The sequence below is a fragment of the Georgenia alba genome (genome assembly GCF_042665525.1).
Classification (GTDB): Bacteria; Actinomycetota; Actinomycetes; order Actinomycetales; family Actinomycetaceae; genus Allobogoriella; species Allobogoriella alba.
Genome location: NZ_JBHTCQ010000004.1, coordinates 245,705 through 265,061, shown reverse-complemented (window position 1 = coordinate 265,061; position 19,357 = coordinate 245,705). Strand labels below are relative to the sequence as shown.

General features: G+C 71.4%; 17 protein-coding genes. 13 read left to right on the top strand and 4 right to left on the bottom strand.

Annotated features, from left to right (window positions below):
• Window positions 1–162 precede the first annotated feature (162 nt).
• The 10 genes from ACFQQL_RS17195 to ACFQQL_RS17150 all read left to right on the top strand — a co-directional run bounded on the left by ACFQQL_RS17195 (window position 163) and on the right by ACFQQL_RS17150 (window position 10,974).
• On the top strand, window positions 163–1,914 hold the full coding sequence (locus ACFQQL_RS17195; protein WP_382396387.1) for an ABC transporter substrate-binding protein: 1,752 nt from the start codon (window positions 163–165) through the stop codon (window positions 1,912–1,914).
• 6 nt (window positions 1,915–1,920) lie between these two features.
• Window positions 1,921–2,874 carry an ABC transporter permease gene (locus ACFQQL_RS17190; protein ID WP_382396386.1) on the top strand — a complete coding sequence of 318 codons (954 nt, stop codon included), beginning with the start codon at window positions 1,921–1,923 and terminating at the stop codon, window positions 2,872–2,874.
• On the top strand, window positions 2,871–3,869 hold the full coding sequence (locus ACFQQL_RS17185) for an ABC transporter permease (RefSeq protein ID WP_382396385.1): 999 nt from the start codon (window positions 2,871–2,873) through the stop codon (window positions 3,867–3,869). Before ACFQQL_RS17190 ends, ACFQQL_RS17185 begins: the two co-directional genes overlap by 4 nt.
• Window positions 3,866–4,702: an ABC transporter ATP-binding protein gene (locus ACFQQL_RS17180; protein ID WP_382396384.1), complete on the top strand. Its 837-nt coding sequence runs from the start codon at window positions 3,866–3,868 to the stop codon at window positions 4,700–4,702. The genes ACFQQL_RS17185 and ACFQQL_RS17180 overlap by 4 nt, the downstream gene beginning before the upstream one ends.
• Window positions 4,699–5,538 carry an ATP-binding cassette domain-containing protein gene (locus ACFQQL_RS17175; protein ID WP_382396383.1) on the top strand — a complete coding sequence of 280 codons (840 nt, stop codon included), beginning with the start codon at window positions 4,699–4,701 and terminating at the stop codon, window positions 5,536–5,538. Before ACFQQL_RS17180 ends, ACFQQL_RS17175 begins: the two co-directional genes overlap by 4 nt.
• Window positions 5,535–7,085: a S10 family peptidase gene (locus ACFQQL_RS17170; protein ID WP_382396382.1), complete on the top strand. Its 1,551-nt coding sequence runs from the start codon at window positions 5,535–5,537 to the stop codon at window positions 7,083–7,085. Before ACFQQL_RS17175 ends, ACFQQL_RS17170 begins: the two co-directional genes overlap by 4 nt.
• Window positions 7,019–8,800 carry a DUF885 domain-containing protein gene (locus ACFQQL_RS17165; RefSeq protein WP_465254072.1) on the top strand — a complete coding sequence of 594 codons (1,782 nt, stop codon included), beginning with the start codon at window positions 7,019–7,021 and terminating at the stop codon, window positions 8,798–8,800. Before ACFQQL_RS17170 ends, ACFQQL_RS17165 begins: the two co-directional genes overlap by 67 nt.
• A complete protein-coding gene (locus tag ACFQQL_RS17160) occupies window positions 8,784–9,494 on the top strand; it encodes a hypothetical protein (protein ID WP_382396380.1) in 711 nt (236 codons plus the stop codon). Before ACFQQL_RS17165 ends, ACFQQL_RS17160 begins: the two co-directional genes overlap by 17 nt.
• A gap of 94 nt (window positions 9,495–9,588) precedes the next feature.
• Window positions 9,589–10,227 carry a DedA family protein gene (locus ACFQQL_RS17155; RefSeq protein WP_382396379.1) on the top strand — a complete coding sequence of 213 codons (639 nt, stop codon included), beginning with the start codon at window positions 9,589–9,591 and terminating at the stop codon, window positions 10,225–10,227.
• Between the two features lie 6 nt (window positions 10,228–10,233).
• Window positions 10,234–10,974, top strand: a complete 741-nt coding sequence (locus ACFQQL_RS17150) for a hypothetical protein (protein ID WP_382396378.1) — start codon at window positions 10,234–10,236, stop codon at window positions 10,972–10,974.
• 32 nt (window positions 10,975–11,006) lie between these two features.
• Here the strand turns inward: ACFQQL_RS17150 and ACFQQL_RS17145 are convergent, their stop codons facing one another.
• From ACFQQL_RS17145 to ACFQQL_RS17135, 3 genes are read right to left on the bottom strand one after another with little or no spacing between them, the layout of a single operon-like run.
• Entirely contained in the window at window positions 11,007–11,834 is an 828-nt protein-coding gene (locus ACFQQL_RS17145) for a carbohydrate ABC transporter permease (RefSeq protein WP_382396377.1), read from the bottom strand.
• The gene (locus ACFQQL_RS17140) at window positions 11,831–12,814 is read right to left on the bottom strand and encodes a carbohydrate ABC transporter permease (protein WP_382396376.1); all 984 of its coding nucleotides are present in this window, start codon (window positions 12,812–12,814) and stop codon (window positions 11,831–11,833) included. Before ACFQQL_RS17140 ends, ACFQQL_RS17145 begins: the two co-directional genes overlap by 4 nt.
• Before the next feature lie 4 nt (window positions 12,815–12,818).
• Entirely contained in the window at window positions 12,819–14,117 is a 1,299-nt protein-coding gene (locus ACFQQL_RS17135; RefSeq protein ID WP_382396375.1) for an extracellular solute-binding protein, read from the bottom strand.
• Window positions 14,118–14,259: 142 nt separating this feature from the next.
• Between ACFQQL_RS17135 and ACFQQL_RS17130 the strand changes: the two genes are divergently transcribed.
• Window positions 14,260–15,336 (top strand): LacI family DNA-binding transcriptional regulator, encoded by a 1,077-nt coding sequence (locus ACFQQL_RS17130; RefSeq protein WP_382396374.1) that lies wholly within the window; start codon window positions 14,260–14,262, stop codon window positions 15,334–15,336.
• Window positions 15,337–15,378: 42 nt separating this feature from the next.
• Here ACFQQL_RS17130 and ACFQQL_RS17125 read toward each other — a convergent pair whose 3' ends face one another.
• Window positions 15,379–16,917, bottom strand: a complete 1,539-nt coding sequence (locus ACFQQL_RS17125; RefSeq protein ID WP_382396373.1) for a UDP-N-acetylglucosamine 1-carboxyvinyltransferase — start codon at window positions 16,915–16,917, stop codon at window positions 15,379–15,381.
• Between the two features lie 138 nt (window positions 16,918–17,055).
• On the opposite strand from ACFQQL_RS17125, the gene ACFQQL_RS17120 reads away from it, so the two are divergent.
• A complete protein-coding gene (locus ACFQQL_RS17120) occupies window positions 17,056–18,699 on the top strand; it encodes an FAD-dependent oxidoreductase (protein WP_382396372.1) in 1,644 nt (547 codons plus the stop codon).
• A gap of 122 nt (window positions 18,700–18,821) precedes the next feature.
• Window positions 18,822–19,316, top strand: coding sequence for a calcium-binding protein (locus ACFQQL_RS17115; RefSeq protein ID WP_382396371.1), 495 nt, complete (start codon window positions 18,822–18,824; stop codon window positions 19,314–19,316).
• The last annotated feature ends 41 nt before the right edge of the window (window positions 19,317–19,357 follow it).

Below are 19,357 nucleotides of genomic sequence, written 5' to 3'. Positions count from 1 at the left end.
CGCACCCTTCACGGCGTCGCTAGGGTTGGAGACTGCGACACGTCACACGCCCGTAACCGGGGGTAACTCTCCAGACATCCGACTCCCGCTACTGTCCCACCCAGTGCTATGTCACATCGTCCACGGTGACGTGACCCGCCCTCCCGAGATGAGGACCACACCATGACCAGTCAGCGACGACTCGCCGCGGTCTTCGCCGCCTCGACCGCCTTGGTGCTCGCCGCCTGCTCCGGCGGCGGGGGAGGCGCGGGCGGCCCTGACGGCGGCGCCGTGGAGACCGACGAGAACGGCTTCGCGTCGTACACCGGTGACCCCCAGGAGGGGGGCGTCGTCACCGTGCTCGGCGGCGTCGACTTCTCCCACCTCGACCCCGCCATGGGCAACGACGGCAACGTCAACAACCTCTACCAGCTCATCTACCGGAACCTCACCACCTACCGGTACGAGCCGGGGAGCGAGCAGCCGGAGCTCGTGCCCGACCTGGCCACCGACCTGGGCACCTCCAACGACGACGCGACGGTGTGGACCTTCACCCTCAAGGAGGGCGTCACCTTCCAGGACGGCAGCCCGATCACCGCCGAGGACGTGAAGTTCGGCATCGAGCGCGCCTTCGACCCGTCCCTCGCCATCGGCTCGGACTACCTGCAGACCTACATCGAGGGCGCCCTGGACTACCCGGGCGTCTTCGAGGCGCCGGAAGGGCTGGACTCGATCCGCGTCGTGGACGAGCGGACCATCGAGTTCCACCTCAACCAGCCGCTCGCCGCCTTCCCCTACGTGCTCGCCACCCCGCCCGGCGTGCCGTTCCCCGCCGACCAGGTGACCAGCCCGCAGCAGATCCAGGAGGAGCCCATCGCCTCCGGGCCGTACCGGGTGGAGAGCTACGAGCGCGGCGAGGCGCTGACCCTGGTGCGCAACGAGGAGTGGGACCGTGAGACGGACGAGGTCCGACCCGCCCGGCCGGACGGGTTCGAGTTCCTCCTCGGCCTCGACCAGAACACGATCGACCAGCGCATGCTCTCCGGGCAGGGCGAGGATGCCAACGCGCTGGCCTCCAGCACGAACCCGCTCCTCGCGGCGACCCTCTCGCGCGTCCAGCAGGATCCGCGCCTGATGGAGCGCACCATCCAGGACCTGCCGACCTGCACCATGTACATGGCGATGAACACCACGGTCGAGCCGCTGAACGACCCGCAGGTGCGTCAGGCCATCAACTACGCGGTCGACAAGACCAGCGTCGTCAACGCCACGGGCGGCCCGCTCCTCGCGACCACCGCGCACGACATGCTGCTGCCGAGCGTCCCTGGCCGCGAGGAGTTCAACCTCTACGAGACCCCGGACGACGCGGGAGACCCGCAGCGCGCGCGGCAGATGCTCGCCGACGCCGGACACCCGAACGGCTTCGACCTGACCATGGACGTCCGGGCCATCCCGAAGTGGCAGGCGCAGGCCGAGGCGGTCCAGCAGTCCCTCGCCCAGGTCGGCATCAACGTCCGGCTCAACGTCATCGACGCCGCCACGTACTACGAGGCGATCGCCACCACCAGCCAGCAGAACGACCTCGCCATCACCGGCTGGTGCTCGGGCGGCTGGTACTCCGGCGCACCGCTGCTCGGGCCGCTGTTCGACGGCGACCGGATCACCGAGACCGGCAACACGAACATCGCCCAGCTGGACGACGAGCACATCAACGCCCGCTTCGACGAGATCGCCCAGATCACCGACCTCGACCAGCAGAACGCCGAGTACGCCGAGCTGAACCGCGAGATCATGGAGCTCGCGCCGGTGGTGCCCCTGGTCCGCGAGACGCCGCTGCAGATGGTCGGCGAGAACATCGGCGGGGCGTTCGCCCACCCGGCCCGCACGGGCTACATCGACTACGGCTCGGTCGGTCTGCTGGACCCGGAGGGCTGACGCGGTATGGCCGTCTCGGCATCCACCACGCTCGAGGAGATCGAGACCGGGAAGGGGCCGGACGACGGACGGCGCCCGGGCGCGCCGACCTGGCGTGGCATGCTGCGCCGTCCGTCGGTGGTTCTGTCGGTGGGGTTCCTGGTCCTCGTCACCGTGATGGCGCTCTTCGCGCCGCTCATCACCATGGTGAGCGGGTGGGGGCCCTACCAGTTCGACGAGAGCGCCATCGAGCCCGCCGCCGGCGGCCTGCCGCACGGCCCGCTGGGCGGCATCAGCGCCGAGCACTGGTTCGGCGTCGAGCCGCAGAACGGCCGTGACCTCTTCGCGCGGATCGTCTACGGGGCCCGGGTCTCTATGCTCATCGGCCTGTCCGCGACCCTCATGACCAGCCTGCTGGGGGTGAGCCTTGGCATGCTCGCCGGCTTCTTCGGCGGAGTGGTCGACCAGGTGATCTCCCGCGTCATGGACTTCCTCATGGCCTTCCCCGCGCTGATCTTCATGATCGCGGTGCTCTCGGCCATCCCGCAGGGCAACCGGCCCCTGCTGCTCGTGCTGGTGCTGAGCCTGTTCAGCTGGCCGGCCACCGCCCGCGTGATCCGCGGGCAGACGCTCTCGCTGGCGAACCGTGAGTTCGTGGAGGCCGCCCGGGCCTCCGGCGCCACCCGGCCGGCCATCGTGTTCCGCGAGATCCTGCCGAACCTCTCCGGCACGGTCATCGTCATGGCGACCCTCTCGGTGCCGACCTTCATCGCCACGGAGGCGGGGCTGTCGTTCCTGGGCGTCGGCGTCACCCCGCCGACCGCCTCGTGGGGCCAGATGATCTCCACGGCCGTCCCGTGGTACGCCGTCGACCCGATGTTCTTCGCCATCCCCGGCACGTTCCTCTTCCTCACGGTGTTCTCCTTCACCGTCCTCGGGGACAACCTGCAACGCTTCTGGGCGAGCGGGGGGCGGTCGTGATCTTCTACGTCGTGCGGCGCCTGCTGGCCGCGCTGCTCATCCTGCTCGCCGTCGTGTTCTTCACGTTCGTCGTCTTCTTCGTCCTCACGCCCGACCCCGCGACCAGCATCTGCGGGCAGACCTGCACGCCGGAGCGGATCGAGGCGATCCACCACCAGCTCGGCCTGGACCAGCCGTTCTTCGCCCAGTTCCTCACGTTCCTCACCGGCATCGTCGCCGGCCGGACGTACGGCTCGGGTGCCTCGGCGGTCTTCTGCGAGGCACCGTGCATCGGCCACAGCTTCCAGACCCGCGAGGACGTGCTGTCCATGATCCTGGACCGGCTGCCGGTCTCGGTCACGGTCGCCCTCGGCGCCGCCGTGCTGTGGCTGCTCGTCGGGGTCTCGGCCGGCATGGTCAGCGCGGTCCGTCGCGGCACGTGGTGGGACAAGGGCGCGATGATGGTCGCGCTCGCGGGTATCTCGCTGCCGAACTACTTCGTCGCGCTCGTGCTGCAGTACCTGCTGGTGGTGCAGCTGCAGTGGCTGCCCTTCCCTGCCGTGGTGCCCTTCGGCGAGGACCCCGTGGCCTGGTTCCAGGCGTACCTCATGCCGTGGCTGGTCCTCGCCCTGATGTACGCCTCGATGTATGCGCGCCTGACCCGGTCCAACATGCTCGACACGCTGGACGAGAACTTCATGCGCACGGCCCGCGCCAAGGGCCTGCCGCGCCGGCCCATCCTGTTCCGCCACGCCCTGCGTCCGTCGCTCACGCCCGTGGTGACGCTGCTGGGCATGGACTTCGCCACCCTGCTCGGCGGCGCTCTCATCACCGAGACGGTCTTCGGCCTGAACGGAATCGGCAAGCTCGCCTACGACGCGATCGGCACCAACGACCAGCCGGTCATCATGGGCGTCACCCTGGTGGCGGCCTTCGCCGTCGTCCTCGCGAACATCGTCGTCGACCTCACCTACACGGTCCTCGATCCCCGCGTCCGGGTGGGGGGTGCCCGATGACGTCCGATGCCGGCGAGAAGGCCATGCTCGAGGTCGAGGACCTCACGGTCACCTTCCGGGCCACCGCGAGCACGGTCGTGCAGGACATGACCTTCCGGATCGACAAGGGCGCCACGCTCGGCCTCGTGGGCGAGTCCGGCTCCGGGAAGTCGATGACGGCGCTCGCCACGATGGGCCTGCTGCCGCCGGGCGCCGAGCCGGCCGGGTCGGTGCGGTTCTGGGGTGAGGAGCTCCTCGGGCTGCCGGACCGCGCCATGCGGCGCATCCGTGGCGACCGGATCGCGATGGTCTTCCAGGACCCGTTGTCCTCCCTCAACCCCTACTACACCGTCGGTTTCCAGATCGCCGAGGCCTACCTGGCGCATCGCGGCGGGAACCGCCGCCAGGCGATGCGGCTCGCGGCCGAGGCGATGGACCAGGTCCGCATCCCCGACGCCGGCCGCCGCGTGCACCACTACCCGCACCAGTTCTCCGGCGGGATGCGTCAGCGCGTCATGATCGCGATGGCCCTCGTCTGCGAGCCGGACCTCCTCGTGTGCGACGAGCCGACCACGGCGCTCGACGTCACCGTGCAGGCGCAGATCCTGCGCCTGCTCGCGGACGTCCAGGAGACCACCGGCGCCGGGATGCTCTTCATCACCCACGACCTCGCGGTGGTCAGCCAGGTCGCGGACTCCGTCGTCGTCATGCGACACGGGCGGGCCGTCGAGCAGGGGACCGCGGAGCAGATCTTCTCCCGGCCGGCCGAGGAGTACACCCGGCAGCTCCTGGACGCCACACCTCGCCTGGACGACGACGTCGACCTGCCGGAGCCGATCCGGGAGGCCCGATGAGCACCGCCGCCACCCCGTTGCTGCGCGCGCGGGACCTGGTCAAGGAGTTCCGCGTCGGACGACGGCGGACCTTTCGCGCCGTCGACGGGGTCAGCTTCGACCTCGCCCGCCGCGAGACCCTCGGCATCGTGGGGGAGTCCGGCTCCGGGAAGTCGACGACCGCCCGCATGGTCGCCCGGCTCATCGACCCGACCGCCGGGACTCTCGAGTTCGAGGGGCAGGACGTCACCGCGGCCGGCGGGTCGGGGCTGCGTGCGTTCCGCGGCGGGGTCCAGGTGGTCTTCCAGGACCCGTACTCCTCGCTCAACCCCCGCCACACCGTGGAGCAGATCGTCTCCGCGCCGCTGCGCTACCAGGGCCGGAAGGTTGCCGGCGGGTACCGGGACGTCGTCCGTGACGCGATGGCCCGCGTGGGCCTGAACCCGGACCACGCCGACCGGTACCCCGCCCAGTTCTCCGGAGGCCAGGCGCAGCGCATCGGGATCGCCCGGGCACTCGTGGTCGAGCCGCGCGTCGTCATCTGCGACGAGGCGGTCTCCGCGCTGGACGTCTCCGTCCAGGCCCAGGTGCTCGACCTCCTGCTGGACCTCCAGCGGGAGCGGGACCTGTCCTACATCTTCATCGCGCACGACCTCGCGGTGGTGCGGCAGATCGCACACACGGTCGCGGTGATGAGCCAGGGCACGGTCGTCGAGCAGGGCCCGCGCGAGCAGATCTTCACCGAGCCCCGGCACGAGTACACCCGAACGCTGCTCGAGGCCGTCCCACGCATCGACCCGGCGTGGGAGGCGGCCCGGGCCGCGGGCGAGACGCACGAGAGAGAGGACACCAGGTGAGCGACACCCCGAAGGACGCCGCGACCGGACCGGCGCAGGAAGCCGGGCCGAACGGGACCCCGACGCCGGCCGCGGACGACCTCGTCACCACCGAGCACACGCTCGACCTGCCCGGCGGGCCGCTGCGGTACCGGGCCACGACCGGGCGGATGGTGGTCGGGGAGGAGAAGCTCGACGACGGCGTCTTCCGCGGATGGGAGGCCCGCGCCCAGGTCTTCCTCACCGCCTACACCGCGCTCGGGGACGGCGGGGCACCCGATCCCGCGCGGCCGGTGGTGTTCGCGTTCAACGGCGGCCCGGGGTCCTCCTCCGTGTGGCTGCACCTCGGGCTCTTCGGGCCGCGGCGGGTGCTCTCCGGGGACGTCGAGGACCGCACGCCACCGCCGTACGGCCTCACCGACAACGCCGAGACGCTCCTCGCGCACGCCGACCTCGTCTTCATCGACCCGATGACCACCGGGTACAGCCGTGCCGTCGTCGGTGGCAAGCCGGCCGAGTACCACGGGTTCAGCGGGGACCGGGACCTGGTGGGCGAGGCCATCCGGCTCTGGCTCACCCGCAACGACCGGTGGCTCTCGCCGAAGTTCCTCGCCGGGGAGTCCTACGGCACCACGCGCGCCGCCGCGCTCGCCGGGCACCTCGCGCAGCGCCACGGCATCGCGTTCAACGGCGTCATGCTCATCTCCGCCGTCCTGGACCTGGGCACCGTGTTCTTCACCGAGGGCAACGACGCCCCCTACGTCCACTACCTGCCCACCTATGCGGCCGTGGCGCACTACCACGGCAAGCACCCCGGGCGCGCCCTGGCGGACGTGGTGGCGGAGGCACAGGCGTTCGCCGACACCGACTACACCCTCGCCCTGGCGCGCGGCAGCCGGCTGGGGGAGCGCGAGCGGCAGCAGGTCGCCGGGCGGCTCGCCGCGTTGACCGGCATCGACATCGACCACGTGCTGCGCTCGGACCTGCGCCTCGAGCACAAGGCGTTCTTCGCCGAGCTCCTCCGCGACCAGGGGCTGATGGTCGGCCGGCTGGACTCGCGCTTCACCGCCCACCCGGGCCACCTCACCCTCGCCGAGATGGAGGCCGACCCCTCCTACCACCACATCCAGTTCCCCTACACCGCGGCCGTCAACCACTACCTGAGGGCCGAGCTCGGCTACGACAGCGACCTGACGTACGAGATCATCACCGGCCGGGTCCAGCCATGGTCCTACAAGGAGTTCGAGAACCGCTCCGTCACCACGGCGGAGGACCTCGCCTCGGCGATGCGCGCGAACCCGGACCTGAAGGTCTACGTCGCCTTCGGCTACCACGACGGCGCCACCCCGTTCGCGGCCTCCGAGCACGTCCTGGCCCACCTGCGGCTCCCCGCGGAGGCCCACGGCCGCATCGTGCGCCGCTACTACGAGGCGGGGCACATGATGTACGTCCACGAACCCTCCCGGCTGGCCCAGTCGCGGGACCTCGTCGACTTCGTCGCCTGGGGAGTGGGCACCGGCCCGCGGCCCGAGTCGGACGGCCCGGCGACGACGGCGGGCCGGCTGTGAGCGCACCCTCGGTGACCGGGGCCGGCGCACGCCTCCGCGAGCTGTACGAGCAGGAGTGGGCCTGGCGCGTCCGCGAGCTCGGCGACCAGTCGATGGGCGTGGCCGGCCCGGTGGAGAGCTTCCTCCCGGACGTCTCCGCCGATGCCCAGCAGCAACGGGAGCAGCGGTGGCAGGCGGTGCTCGACGCCGTCACGGCGATCCCCCGCGAGGAGCTCACACCCACGGAGCAGGTCGACCTGGACGTGTACTCTGACCAGCTCCGCACCCTGCTGACGCGCCAGCGGTTCCGGATGTACACCCGGCCCGTCAACGCCGACTCCTCCTTCTGGTCCGACCTCGCGATGCGCTCGGCCCGCCGGCAGCTGGAGACCGAGGAGGACGTGCGCGCCTACCTCGACCAGCTGGCACAGATCCCGCGGTACTTCCGTCAGCAGACGCAGAACATGCGGGCGGGTCTCGCCCGCGGCTTCGCCCCGCCGCGGGTCACCATGGCCGGGCGGGAGGCACCGGTGCGCACCGTCGCGCAGGCCACGGACCCGGCGGACGTGCCCTACCTCGCCCCGCTGGCGACCCTGCCCGCGAGCATCCCGGAGGCGACCCGCCGGACCCTCGCGGCGGAGGCGGAGCGGCTGGTCCGGGACGCCGTCGTCCCGGCGTACGGGGAGTTGCTCGCCTTCCTCACCGAGGAGTACCTGCCTGCCCTGCCCGAGGCGATCGCCGCCCATGACCAACCCGACGGCGAGGCGTTCTACGCCGCCCAGCTGCGCGAGTTCACCACGACCGACCTCACTCCGCAGGAGATCTTCGACATCGGCACGGCCGAGGTCGCCGCGATCCGGGCCGAGATGGCGGAGGTGGCCGCCGAGGTCGGGTTCGCCGGCGACGTCGACGGGTTGCTGGCCCACATGCGCACCGACCCGCGCTTCTACGCGACCACGCCCCGCGGCCTGCTCGCCGAGGCGGCGTACGTGTGCAAGAAGTTCGACGGCGTCGTCCACCGCTACTTCGGGCGCCTCCCCACCCAGCGGTTCGGCATCGAGGAGCCGCCTGCGGACGTCGCGCCGTACTACACCTTCGGGCGGGGCGCGCCGGACCGGTACATCCTCAACACCTACAACCTGCCGGCCCGGCCGCTGTACTCCCTGCCCGCGCTGACCCTGCACGAGTCGGCACCAGGTCACTCCTTCCAGACCTCGCTCGCCCTCGAGCTCGACCAGCCGGACTTCCGCCGCCAGATCTACATCTCCGCCTACGGCGAGGGCTGGGCCCTGTACTGCGAGCGGCTCGGCGTGGAGATGGGCATCTACGAGACGCCGTACGAGCACATGGGCATGCTGAGCTTCCAGATGTGGCGGGCGGCGCGGCTGGTGGTCGACCCGGGCATGCACGCCCTCGGCTGGAGCCGGGAGCGTGCCCAGGACTTCCTGCGCCGGAACACCGCCATCGCGGAGCACGAGATCGTCACCGAGATCGACCGCTACATCGCATGGCCCGGCCAGGCCGCCGCGTACTACCTGGGGCAGCTGACCATCCAGCGGCTGCGGCGCGAGGCGGAGGAGACGCTCGGGGAGCGGTTCAGCCTCCGGGACTTCCACGACGCGGTGCTCGGCCTGGGCAGCGTCCCCCTCGACGTCCTCGAGGCGGAGATCGGGCGGCACGTCGCGGCCCGCGCCGCCGGGTCTGGCGCGCGAGGCGGCCATGCCGGCGGCCGGTGACGAGCACCTCCCGCGCTCCATGCGCGGCTCCGCCCCCGGGTGGCGCACCAGGGCGAGCCTGACGTTCCCGTTGACGACGTGCGGTGCCGGCGTCGCCGTGGCCGCACTCGGGGTCTCCGAGCTGGCCGGCAGGCCCGCGGCCGGGGCGTTCGTCATCGGCATCGGCGTGCTGTTCGTCATGCTCGGGCTGCCGAGGCGGCCTGGCCGGGCGAGTCCCCGCGACGTCGTGCACGACGGCGAGACCGCGCTGGCGGTCCCGCGGCGCGGCGTGGCCGTCCCTCGGTCGGTCGCGATACTGGTGCTGCTGGTGGCGTCGATCGGCATGCTGCTGGAGGGCGACTGGGGGAAGCTCTGGGGACTGCCCTTCGCACTCGTCATGGTGGCGGCGGGTGGCGTGACCCTCCTGCACCCGCGCGCCCGGCGGCCCGAGCCGATCGTCCTGACGCGGGAGGCCGTGGTCCTGGGCCCGGGCAGCGACCCGCAGCGGGTCCGGTGGGACGAGATCACCGCCGCCGAACGGATGTGGAGGCGCGTCTGGCCGTGGTGGAGCAGGCCCTCGCTCTTCCGGAACGTGATCGTGCTGCGCGGCCACGACGGCGGGGAGCTCGCCACGATCCCCATCGAGCGGCTGGCGACCGACCCCGCACAGACCGTCGAGCTGCTACGGGAGCGGCTCCGGCGAGCCGTCACCTGAGCGAGACCCTGAGCCGTCCCGCCGTGATCCCGGGGGCCGAACCAGGGGAGCACCCGATACCCCGCGCGCCTCCCCGCGGGTTGGCTGGTGACCCATGGAGTCCTGGGTCGCGAGCGTCATCGCGGAGCTGTCCGAGCAGTTCGGCCCCGTGCTGCTCGCGGTGGGTGGCCTCGTCGCGTTCGCCGAGTCCGCGCTCGGGCTGGGGTTCGTCTTCCCCGGGGAGTGGGCGGTCCTCACGCTCGGGGCGGCAACGGCCACACCCACCGAGCTGGCCCTGACCGTGGGCGTCGTCGCGGTGGCCGCCAGCGGGGGCGATCACGTGGGGTACCTCATCGGTCGCCGGGCCGGGCCGTCGCTGCGCCGCTCCCGGCTGGTGCGACGCGTCGGCTTGCGTCACTGGGACCGGGGGAGCCTGCTGCTGCAGCGCTACGGGGGACTGGCCGTCGTCGTGTCCAGGCTGCTGCCGGCGGTGCGGACCCTCGTCCCGGCCGCGGCGGGGGCCGGCGGGCTGTCCTACCTCCGCTTCGCCGTGGGATCGGTGCTCGGGGCGGTGCTGTGGGCGGTGGTGTGGGTCGGCGCCGGCGCGGCGGCCCGGACCGCCCTCCCCGAGGTGGCTGCCGCCCTCGGGGCGGCCGGGTGGTACGCGCTCGGCGGGCTGGTCCTGCTCGCGGTCCTGGCGATCCTGGTGGTCCGGAGGCTGCGCCGTGACCGCTGCGAGGTCGCGGCAGAATGACTCCTCGTGATCCATCCGAACTTCCTGCCGATGGTCCTCGCGAACGGCGGACCGGGCTGGCGCATGAACGACAACAACCTGCTGCGCTGGCTGTTCTGCCTGTTCGGCGTGCTGTGGGTCGTCGCCGCGGCCGTGCCGCTCGTGAGCGACGGCGCGGACCTGCGCGGATCCGTGGCCGCCGCCGCCTTCGGCGCCGTGATCATCCTGCTCGCCGTCCCGCAGCGCGAGGGCAGGGCACCGATCGGCGAGGCCCTGGTGGAGGGTGAACGCGCGGTCGCCATCCCGGTGCGGCCAATCCCGATGCGGATCGCCGTGCTCCTCGTGGGCATCGGCGCCCTGGCCGCGGTGGGAGGGTTCTGGTTCGGCGTCCCGGCGGTGACCTCCGGTGACGCCGCGGCCGGGGTGCTCGCCGTCGTCGTGGGCGGGCTGGGTGGGCTGGCGCTGGTGGCCCTCGGCGCCCTGAACCTCCATCCGCGGGCGCGCCGGCCCAGGGCGGTGCTGCTCACCGCCGACCGGATCGGCTGGATGTGGGCGGGCTCGCGGCACTGGGCGCGGTGGGACGAGCTGGGCGCCGCCGAAGCCTGGTGGACGCCCCTCGGAGGCCGGATCCCGCGCTTCTTCCGGAACCACATCGTGCTGCGCCGCCCGGACGGCCCGCCCGTGGTGGCGCTGCCGGTCGAGACGCTCGCCTGCGTGCCGGAGGAGGCGCTCCGGCTGATCCAGGAGCGCGTGACGGCGGCGCGGTAGGCGCCGGCGCGGATGCGCGGGTGCCGGGACGCTCAGCCCTTCACGGCACCGGTGAGCCCACCGACGATCCGGCGCTCGAACAGGCTGAAGAAGATCAACGCCGGGATCATCGACAGCGCGGTGAACGCCAGCACGCGGGCGGTGTCCACCGAGTACTGCGAGGCGAAGACCTGCACCCCCAGGGGCAGGGTGTAGTTGGCCGCGTCGTTGAGGATGAACAGCGGCAGCAGGTACGCGTTCCAGCTCGCGACGAAGGCGAGGATGCCGGTGGTGATCACCCCGGGCAGGGACAGCGGCACCACCATCCGGAAGAAGAAGCCCAGCCGGCTCGCGCCGTCGATCGCCGCCGCCTCTTCGAGCTCGTCCGGGATCGCCCTGAGAAACGGCACGAGGATGATGATGGTCACCGGCAGGGCGAAGGCGACCTGCGGCAGGATGATGCCGGCCAGCGAGCTGATCAGCCCGAGGTCCCGGATCAGGATGTACAGCGGGGTGATCGCGACGGTCAGCGGGAACATCAATCCCGTGGCGAAGAGCGCGAAGAGGGCGTCGCGGCCGCGGAAGTCGTAGCGGGCGATGGCGAAGCTCGCCATCAGGCCGAGCGCGACCACGCCGACGGTGGTGGCCAGCCCGACGACCGTCGAGTTGCCGACCTGTCGCCAGAACGTGCCCTCGGCGAGCACGTCGAGGTAGTTCGCCACCACCCACGGGCTCGGCAACCCCGAAGGGTCGGCGGTGATCTGGGAGTTCGTGCGGAACCCACCCACGATGACGTACAGCACCGGGACGAGGCAGATCCCGACGAAGGCGAAGGCGACGAGGTAGGTCGCCAGCCTGCTCAGCGCGCGCGAGCCGGTCATCGCCTCGTCCCTCCGGTCAGGGCGCCCGCGGTGTCACGGCGCAGGACCGCGCGCTGGTACAGGAGGGCGACGACGAGGCAGATGAGGAAGAGCACGACGGCGACCGCGTTGCCGTAGCCGTAGCTCCCCGCGTTGCGCCCCTCGGTCACCATGTAGGTGGCCATCGTCGACGTCCCGACCGTCGCGCCGACGTACTGGCCCCAGACGATGTAGACGAGGTCGAAGAGCTGGAGCGAGCCGATGATGGACAGGAACGCCCAGATGCGGATCGTCGGCCCGAGCAGCGGCAGGGTGATGCGCCGCTGGATCTGCCAGTACGAGGCGCCGTCGATGGCGGCGGCCTCGAAGAGCTCCTCGGGGATCGACTGCAGGCCGGCCAGGAAGAGGATGACGGCGAAGCCGACGTACTTCCAGGAGATGATCGCAAGCAGCGTCCAGATCGCCACGTCCGGGTTCGCCAGCCAGTCCACCCGCAGCGCGTCCAGACCCATCTTGCCGAGCAGGCTGTTGACAGCGCCGGTGGTCTGGAGCATGAGGTTGAACCCCGTGCCGACCACGACCTCGGAGAGGACGTAGGGGACGAAGATCAGCACCCGGATGAGGGATCGCGCGCGGATCCGCTGGTTCAGCAGCAGGGCGATCGCCAGCGCGGCCGGACCCTGCGCGACCAGCGACATCACCACCAGGAAGCCGTTGTGCCGCAGGGCGTCGTGGAAGTCCGGGTCGGTGAGGATGAGGACGTAGTTCTGCAGGCCGACGAACTCCGTCGGGGGCCCGTAGCCGCTCCATTGGAAGAACCCGTAGTACGCGGCCATCGCCACCGGGAAGATGACGAACGTGACGAAGACGATGGCCGCCGGGCCGGCCAGCAGGGCGATCTCACCGCGCGTCCGCCACCGTCCGTGACGGGACCGGGACGGTCCCGCCACGGACGGCGGTGCCGGCGCGCGGGACGCGACCGCCCCGGGAGCGACAGCCAACGCCTCAGCCCCGGGCGGCAGCGTCGTTCACGGCCTGGACCACGCCCGCCGGGTCGGTGTTCCCGGCCAGCAGGTCCACGATCGCCTGGTTCAACGCGTTGCCCACGTTCTGCCCGTACATCGTGTCCAGCCACACGCTGACGTACGGCGCCTCGTTGTAGCTGGCGAGGATGTCCTGCAGGGCCGGGTCGGTGACGGCACTCTGCGCGTCGACGTTCGCCGGGATGGTCACGAACGCCTCGGCGTAGGCCTCCTGGTGCTCCTGCTGCATGAAGAAGTTGAGGAACTCGGCGCACTCCGGCGGTGCCTCGACGAAGCAGGAGTAGCCGTCGACCCCGCCCATCATCGCGGCCGGGTCACCGGCGCCGCCCTCGACGGCCGGGAACGGGAACCAGCCGAGGTCCGCCAGCGGCTGCTCGTCCGGCGTCAGGCCGGCGATGACGCCCGGGTTCCACGCACCCATGAGCTCCATCGAGGCCTGGTGGTTGGCCAGCAGGCCCGCCGACGAGCTCGCGCCCTGCTGGGCGGAGGTGGTGAGGAACCCCTCGTTGAAGGGCTCCTCGGCGGCGAAGGCCGCGAGCTCCTCGGCCGCTGCCACCCAGCACTCGTCGTCGAACGTGCGGCTCTCGGCCGCGGCGTTCACCGTCTCCTCCGAGCACAGGCGCAGCGCGAAGAAGTAGTACCAGTGGGCCGCCGGCCAGGCGTCCATCGCGCCCAGGGCGATCGGTGCGACCCCGGTCTCCCGGACCGCGTCGACCGCCTCGACCAGCTCGTCCATGGTGGTGGGCGTGGACTCGATGCCCGCGTCGGCGAACAGCTCCTGGCTGTAGAAGATCCCGCCGGGCAGCACGGAGGTGGGCATGCCGTAGACGCTGCCGTCGATGCTGAACGCGCTGATCGACGGGCCGATCGCCTCCTCGACCTCGGGGTCGACCAGCTCGGTGAGGTCCTGCGCCTGCCCCGCCTCCACGACGTCGGCCAGCTTGCCGCCGCCGCGTGCCATGAAGATGTCCGGCGCGTCGCCGGAGTTCAGCGCGGTCTGCAACCGGCCGTCCATGTCCTCGTTCTGGATGGACTGGATCTCGATGGTGACACCCGGGTTCGCCTCCTCGAAGGCGGCGACCGTCTCCTCCCAGTACGCCTGACCGGGTCCGGTCGTCGAGTTGTGCCAGAAGCTCATGGTGACGTCGCCGTCGCCGCCTCCGCCACCGCCACCTGCCTGCGAGCCGCCGCTGCACGCGGTCAGCAGGAGCGCGAGTCCTGTGCCGATCACCGCCACTGCCGTGTGACGCTTCGTGGTCATCGCGAGGCCCCTTCGTCATCGAGTTGGAACGCAGCAACTTCACAGGATCCGAAGGGTCGTGTCAATCGTTATCGATAACGATTTAGACACGGCCTTCGACCCGTACTGACAGCCGCCTCGTCGGGGGCGATACGGTCGGGCGGTGACTTGGGAGAACGGCACCTGGGGAGAGCGGCGGGCAGGGCGCGTCACCATCGGTGACGTCGCCCGTACCGCCGGGGTGTCCGTGGCCACCGTCTCGAAGGTCATCAACAACCGCCACGGCGTGGCGGAGGCGACGACCGCCCGGGTCCGTGACGTCATCGAGCAGCTCGGCTACGAGTCCTCGCTGGTGGCCACCTCGCTGCGCCGAGGGCGTACGGACGTCATCGGTGTGCTCGTCGCCGAGTTCGAGCCGTTCTCCACCGAGGTGCTCAAGGGGGTCTCGCAGGCCCTGTCCGGGACCGGCTACGGTCTGCTCGCCTACTCGGCGATGGTCGGGGACCCCGAAGGTGCCGGATGGGAGCGGCGCTCGCTGGCCCGCCTTGCGGGCACTCTCATTGACGGCGCGATCATCGTCACGCCCACCGTCCAGGTGCCTGCGACGCCGGTGCCGGTGGTGGCGATCGATCAGCACACCGGTCCGGCGGAGACCGCGACGATCGACTCGGACAACGTGGGCGGTGCACGCGCCGCGACCGACCACCTGCTCGGGCTGGGGCACCGTCGCATCGGGCACCTACGGGGCAGGGTCGACCTGGCGTCGGCGCATCAGCGCGAGCGGGGCTATCGCGAGGCCCTCGAGGGAGCCGGGATCGCCTTCGACCCCGATCTGGTGCGCGACGGGGGGTACCGGCCCGAGCCGACGGACGGCGCCGTCCGCGAGCTGCTGGCTCTGTCGGAGCCGCCGACCGCGATCTTCGCGGCGAACGACCTGTCCGCACTTCGCACCATCGAGGTGGCACGTGATCTCGGCCTGCGGGTACCTCAGGATCTGTCGGTGGTCGGGTTCGACAACGTCCCTGAGACGGCCGCGTCGACGCCGCCGTTGACCACCGTGGCGCAGCCGCTGCACGACATCGGTACGGGCGCTGTGCAGCTGCTCATCGAGATGCTCGCCGGCCGCGAGCTGAAGACGCCGCACCGGCACCTGCCTGCCCGCCTCGTGGTCCGGGACAGCACCTCCGGACCGCGGCGGACCGGAGCGGTGCTGAAGCCGGTCGCCCGCGGCCGTGCCTGATGGCCTCGCGGTCCGGCGATCGGAGCGACCTCCGGGCGCACGTCAGTCCCGGAAGGTCTCGATCTGTGCCCCGAGCTCGATGAGCCGCTCCTGCAGCTGCTCGTAGCCCCGGGCGATGATGTCCACGCCGCGCAGCACCGAGGTGCCCTTGGCGGCGAGCATCGCCAGCAGGATCACCACGGCGGGCCGCAGTGCGGGCGGGCAGCTGATCTCGGCGCCGGACCAGTGGGTCGGGCCGGTGATGTCGAGACGGTGCGGGTCGAGCATGCGGACGTCGGCACCCAGCCGGGTCAGGTCCGTCAGGTGGATCGCGCGGCTGTCGTAGACCCAGTCGTGGATGAGCGTGTGCCCCTCGGCGGAGGCGGCGATCACCGCGAAGAACGGCAGGTTGTCGATGTTGAGGCCCGGGAACGGCATCGGGTGGATCTTGTCGATCGGGGCCTTCAGGTCGCTCGGGTGGACGGTGACGTCCACCAGCCGGGTCCGGCCGTTCGCCGCCGGGTACTCGGGGGAGAGGGTGTAGCGCAGGCCCATCTCCGAGAGGGTCGCGAGCTCGATCTCCATGAACTCGATCGGTACGCGGGCCACGGTGATCTCCGAGTGGGTCACGATCCCGGCGGTGAGCAGGCTCATCGCCTCGACCGGGTCCTCGGCCGGGGCGTACTCGACGTCGGCGGCGATGTCCTCGAGGCCGTGGACCCGCAAGGTGGTGGTCCCGATGCCCTCGACGCGGACTCCGAGCAGCTCCAGGTAGAAGCACAGGTCCTGGACCATGTAGTTCGGGCTGGCGTTGCGGATCGTGGTGACCCCGGGGTGGTGCGCCGCGGCCATGAGGGCGTTCTCCGTGACGGTGTCGCCGCGCTCGGTGAGGACCACGGAGAGCTCGTCCGGCCGGTCGGCCTTCACGGTGGCGTGGTAGCGCCCGCCGGTGGCGACGACGTCGAGCCCGAAGGGACGCAGTGCGACCATGTGCGGCTCGACGGTCCGGGTGCCCAGGTCGCAGCCCCCGGCGTACGGGAGCTGGAACTGCTGCTCGCGGCCGAGCAGCGGGCCGAGGAACATGATGATGGAGCGGGTGCGGCGGGCCGCGTCGTCGTCGATCGCGTCGAGGTCGAGGTTCGCGGGCGGGACGATCTCGAGGTCCTTGCCGTCGGCGGACCAGGTGGCCCGGACGCCGATCGAGCGGAGGACCGCGACGATCCGGTCGACCTCGACGATGCGGGCCACGCCCCGCAGGGTGGTCCGTCCCCGGTTGAGCAGGGACGCGCACAGCAGAGCGACGGCGCCGTTCTTGGAGGAGTTGACGGTGATGGTCCCGGCGAGCTGGTGGCCGCCGGTGACTCGGAGGTGCTGGGCGCGCGGCGTCCCGATGGAGAGCAGGTCCGCCTCGAGCGCGCGGTTGATGCGCGAGAGCAGCTCGACGGAGAGGTTCTGGCTGCCGCTCTCGATGCGAGCGATGGCGCTCTGGCTGGTGCTGAGGCGCTCCGCCAGCTGGCTCTGGGTGATCCCCTTGCTCTGCCGGGCGCCGCGGATGAGGGAGCCGATCTCGGCGAGGGTGGTGGTCTCGTCAGTCGCAGTCACCGCAGCAGGGTATCTCGGATCTGAGATATTGGAACAGTGACGCGCGCCACGGGCGGGTCGTGCGGGGCATGAGCATACGTCCAGTGAGATGCGTCGGCTAGGTTGATCCAGACGACGGTGTCCGGATGGGAGCCTGGGATGAGCGAGTCGTTCGACGAGACGTATGACGTCGTGGTGGTCGGCAGCGGGGCGGCGGGCCTGACCGCTGCGCTCGGTGCCGTGGACGAGGGCCTGAGCGTCCTGGTCCTGGAGAGCACGGACAGGTGGGGCGGCAGCTCCGCGATGTCCGGCGGAGGGCTCTGGCTGCCGAACAGTCCCGTCATGCGCCGCGAGGGCGTCCACGACACGCGCGAGGAGGCGCTCGACTACCTCGAGCGCACCGTCGGCGACGAGGGCCGCGCGACGTCGCGGGAGCGCAAGGAGGCGTTCGTCGACGGCATCGAGGACTACGTGACGACGACGGAGCGCTACGGCCTGCGGTTCGTCCGGTCCGCGGACTACCCCGACTACTACCCCGAGCTCCCGGGCGGGAAGATCGGCCGCGCGGTCGAGGTGCGACCGTTCGACACGAATCTCCTTGGCGGGCTCGCAGGGTCGCAGCGGGCCGTCATGCCGATGCCGGCGATGACCGACGACGTCTGGCAGCTGCAGCGCGCCTGGTCGACGGCCGACGGGTTCGTCCGCGGGGCCCGCGTCGTCCTGCGCACCCTCGGCGGCATCGTCACGGGCAAGCGCCTGAAGGGCCTGGGCGGGGCGCTCACGGGTGCGCTCGGTCACGCGCTGATGGTCCGGGAGGGCGTCCCGCTGTGGCTCGACACCCCGGCTCGGCGCCTTGTCACCGACGGCGACCGGGTGGTCGGGGTCGAGGTGCTCAAGGGTGGCCGGACGATCGCGGTCCGGGCGCGGCGTGGCGTGATGCTCGCCTCCGGCGGCTTCGAGCACAACCAGGAGTGGCGGCGCAGGCACCAGGGTGTGGACGGCCACCCGGCCGGCAACCCCGGCAACGTCGGGCAGGGGCACGTGCTGGCACAGGAGGTCGGAGCAGCGTTCGAGCTCATGGACGACGCGTGGTGGGGAGCCGCGGTGCACCCGGTGGAGGGCGGGCAGGCGGGCTTCCTGGTGGGGGAGCGCGCGCTGCCGTACTCGCTGATCGTGGATGCGCACGGGCGTCGCTTCGCCAACGAGGCCGAGTCCTACGTGGACCTCGGCCACCACATGCTCGAGCGGGAGGCCGAGGGGGACAACGGCGCCTTCTGGTTCATCGTGGAGCGGCGCTACCTACTGCGGTACCTGCGCACCTTCGCCCTGGACCCCCGCGTCAACGATGCGATGAAGGAGCAGGGGATCGCGGTGGAGGCGAAGACCCTGTCCGAGCTCGCCCGCCGGCTCGGGTTCGCGACCGCCACGTTCCGCGCGACCATCGAACGCCTCAACGGGTTCGCCCGCTCCGGCCGTGACCAGGACTTCCACAAGGGCGACTCCGCCTACGACCGCTACTACGGCGACCCGACGGTCCGGCCGAACCCGTGCCTGGGCCCGATCGAGCGGGGGCCGTTCGTCGCCTACCGGCTGGTGATCGGTGACCTCGGCACCAAGGGGGGCGTGGTCACCGACGCCGACGGCCGCGCGCTCCGGGAGGACGGGTCCGTCATCGACGGGCTGTACGCCGGGGGCAACGCCTCGGCGTCGGTCATGGGCCGCACCTATCCCGGGCCCGGGTCGACGATCGGCCCGGCGAGCGTCTTCGGCCTGCGCGCGGCGCGGCACATGGCGCGGGTCTGAGACGGGCGCCCGCGGTGAGTACCGCCGGGTGCGGGGAGTTGTCACCATTGTTCGCCGTGCGTGCGCCTGAGACCGTGGCTCCCTGCTTCCGTGAGACGAGGGGACCCAGGGCAATGAAGCGCATGACGTATGCACGAGTGGGCACGGTCGCTGCGTTGGCAGTCGGCATGACCGCGATCGCGACGCCGGCAGGTGCCGCGTACCAGCCGCCGACCGCGGGGCCGGACATCCGATGGCTGACGAACGGGCCGGACGCCTATGCGTCGCTCGAGGGGAACGACAGCATCCGAGGGCGCGAGGGCGCGGACAGGCTCTATGGCCAGGGCGGGCGGGACTGGCTCGAAGGGGGCGGGGGCAACGATCGCGTCTTCGGCGGTACCGGCGGCGACGAGCTCTTCGGGAACGGCGGCGACGACTACGTCAACGGCGAAGGTTCTGACGACACCATCGTCGGGAACGGTGGCGCGGACCGCCTCTACGGCGGCTCGGGGAACGATCGGATCCTGCTGGACCGTGACGGTGACCGCGACGTCGTCGACTGCGGACCCGGTTTCGATCGCGCCCTGGGACTGGAAGCGGGGCTGGACGTGGCCTACAACTGCGAGTACCACGGCTGATCGACGGGTCGACACGCCGCCTCTTCGGAGCGAAGGAGCGG

Bases quoted from the DNA above. Each gene is read 5' to 3' on its own strand.
- ACFQQL_RS17195 (WP_382396387.1), top strand. From the start codon at position 163: ATGACCAGTCAGCGACGACTCGCCGCGGTCTTCGCCGCCTCGACCGCC.
- ACFQQL_RS17190 (WP_382396386.1), top strand. From the start codon at position 1,921: ATGGCCGTCTCGGCATCCACCACGCTCGAGGAGATCGAGACCGGGAAG.
- ACFQQL_RS17180 (WP_382396384.1), top strand. From the start codon at position 3,866: ATGACGTCCGATGCCGGCGAGAAGGCCATGCTCGAGGTCGAGGACCTC.
- ACFQQL_RS17175 (WP_382396383.1), top strand. From the start codon at position 4,699: ATGAGCACCGCCGCCACCCCGTTGCTGCGCGCGCGGGACCTGGTCAAG.
- ACFQQL_RS17160 (WP_382396380.1), top strand. From the start codon at position 8,784: ATGCCGGCGGCCGGTGACGAGCACCTCCCGCGCTCCATGCGCGGCTCC.
- ACFQQL_RS17155 (WP_382396379.1), top strand. From the start codon at position 9,589: ATGGAGTCCTGGGTCGCGAGCGTCATCGCGGAGCTGTCCGAGCAGTTC.
- ACFQQL_RS17145 (WP_382396377.1), bottom strand. From the start codon at position 11,834: ATGACCGGCTCGCGCGCGCTGAGCAGGCTGGCGACCTACCTCGTCGCC.
- ACFQQL_RS17135 (WP_382396375.1), bottom strand. From the start codon at position 14,117: ATGACCACGAAGCGTCACACGGCAGTGGCGGTGATCGGCACAGGACTC.
- ACFQQL_RS17120 (WP_382396372.1), top strand. From the start codon at position 17,056: ATGAGCGAGTCGTTCGACGAGACGTATGACGTCGTGGTGGTCGGCAGC.
- ACFQQL_RS17115 (WP_382396371.1), top strand. From the start codon at position 18,822: ATGACGTATGCACGAGTGGGCACGGTCGCTGCGTTGGCAGTCGGCATG.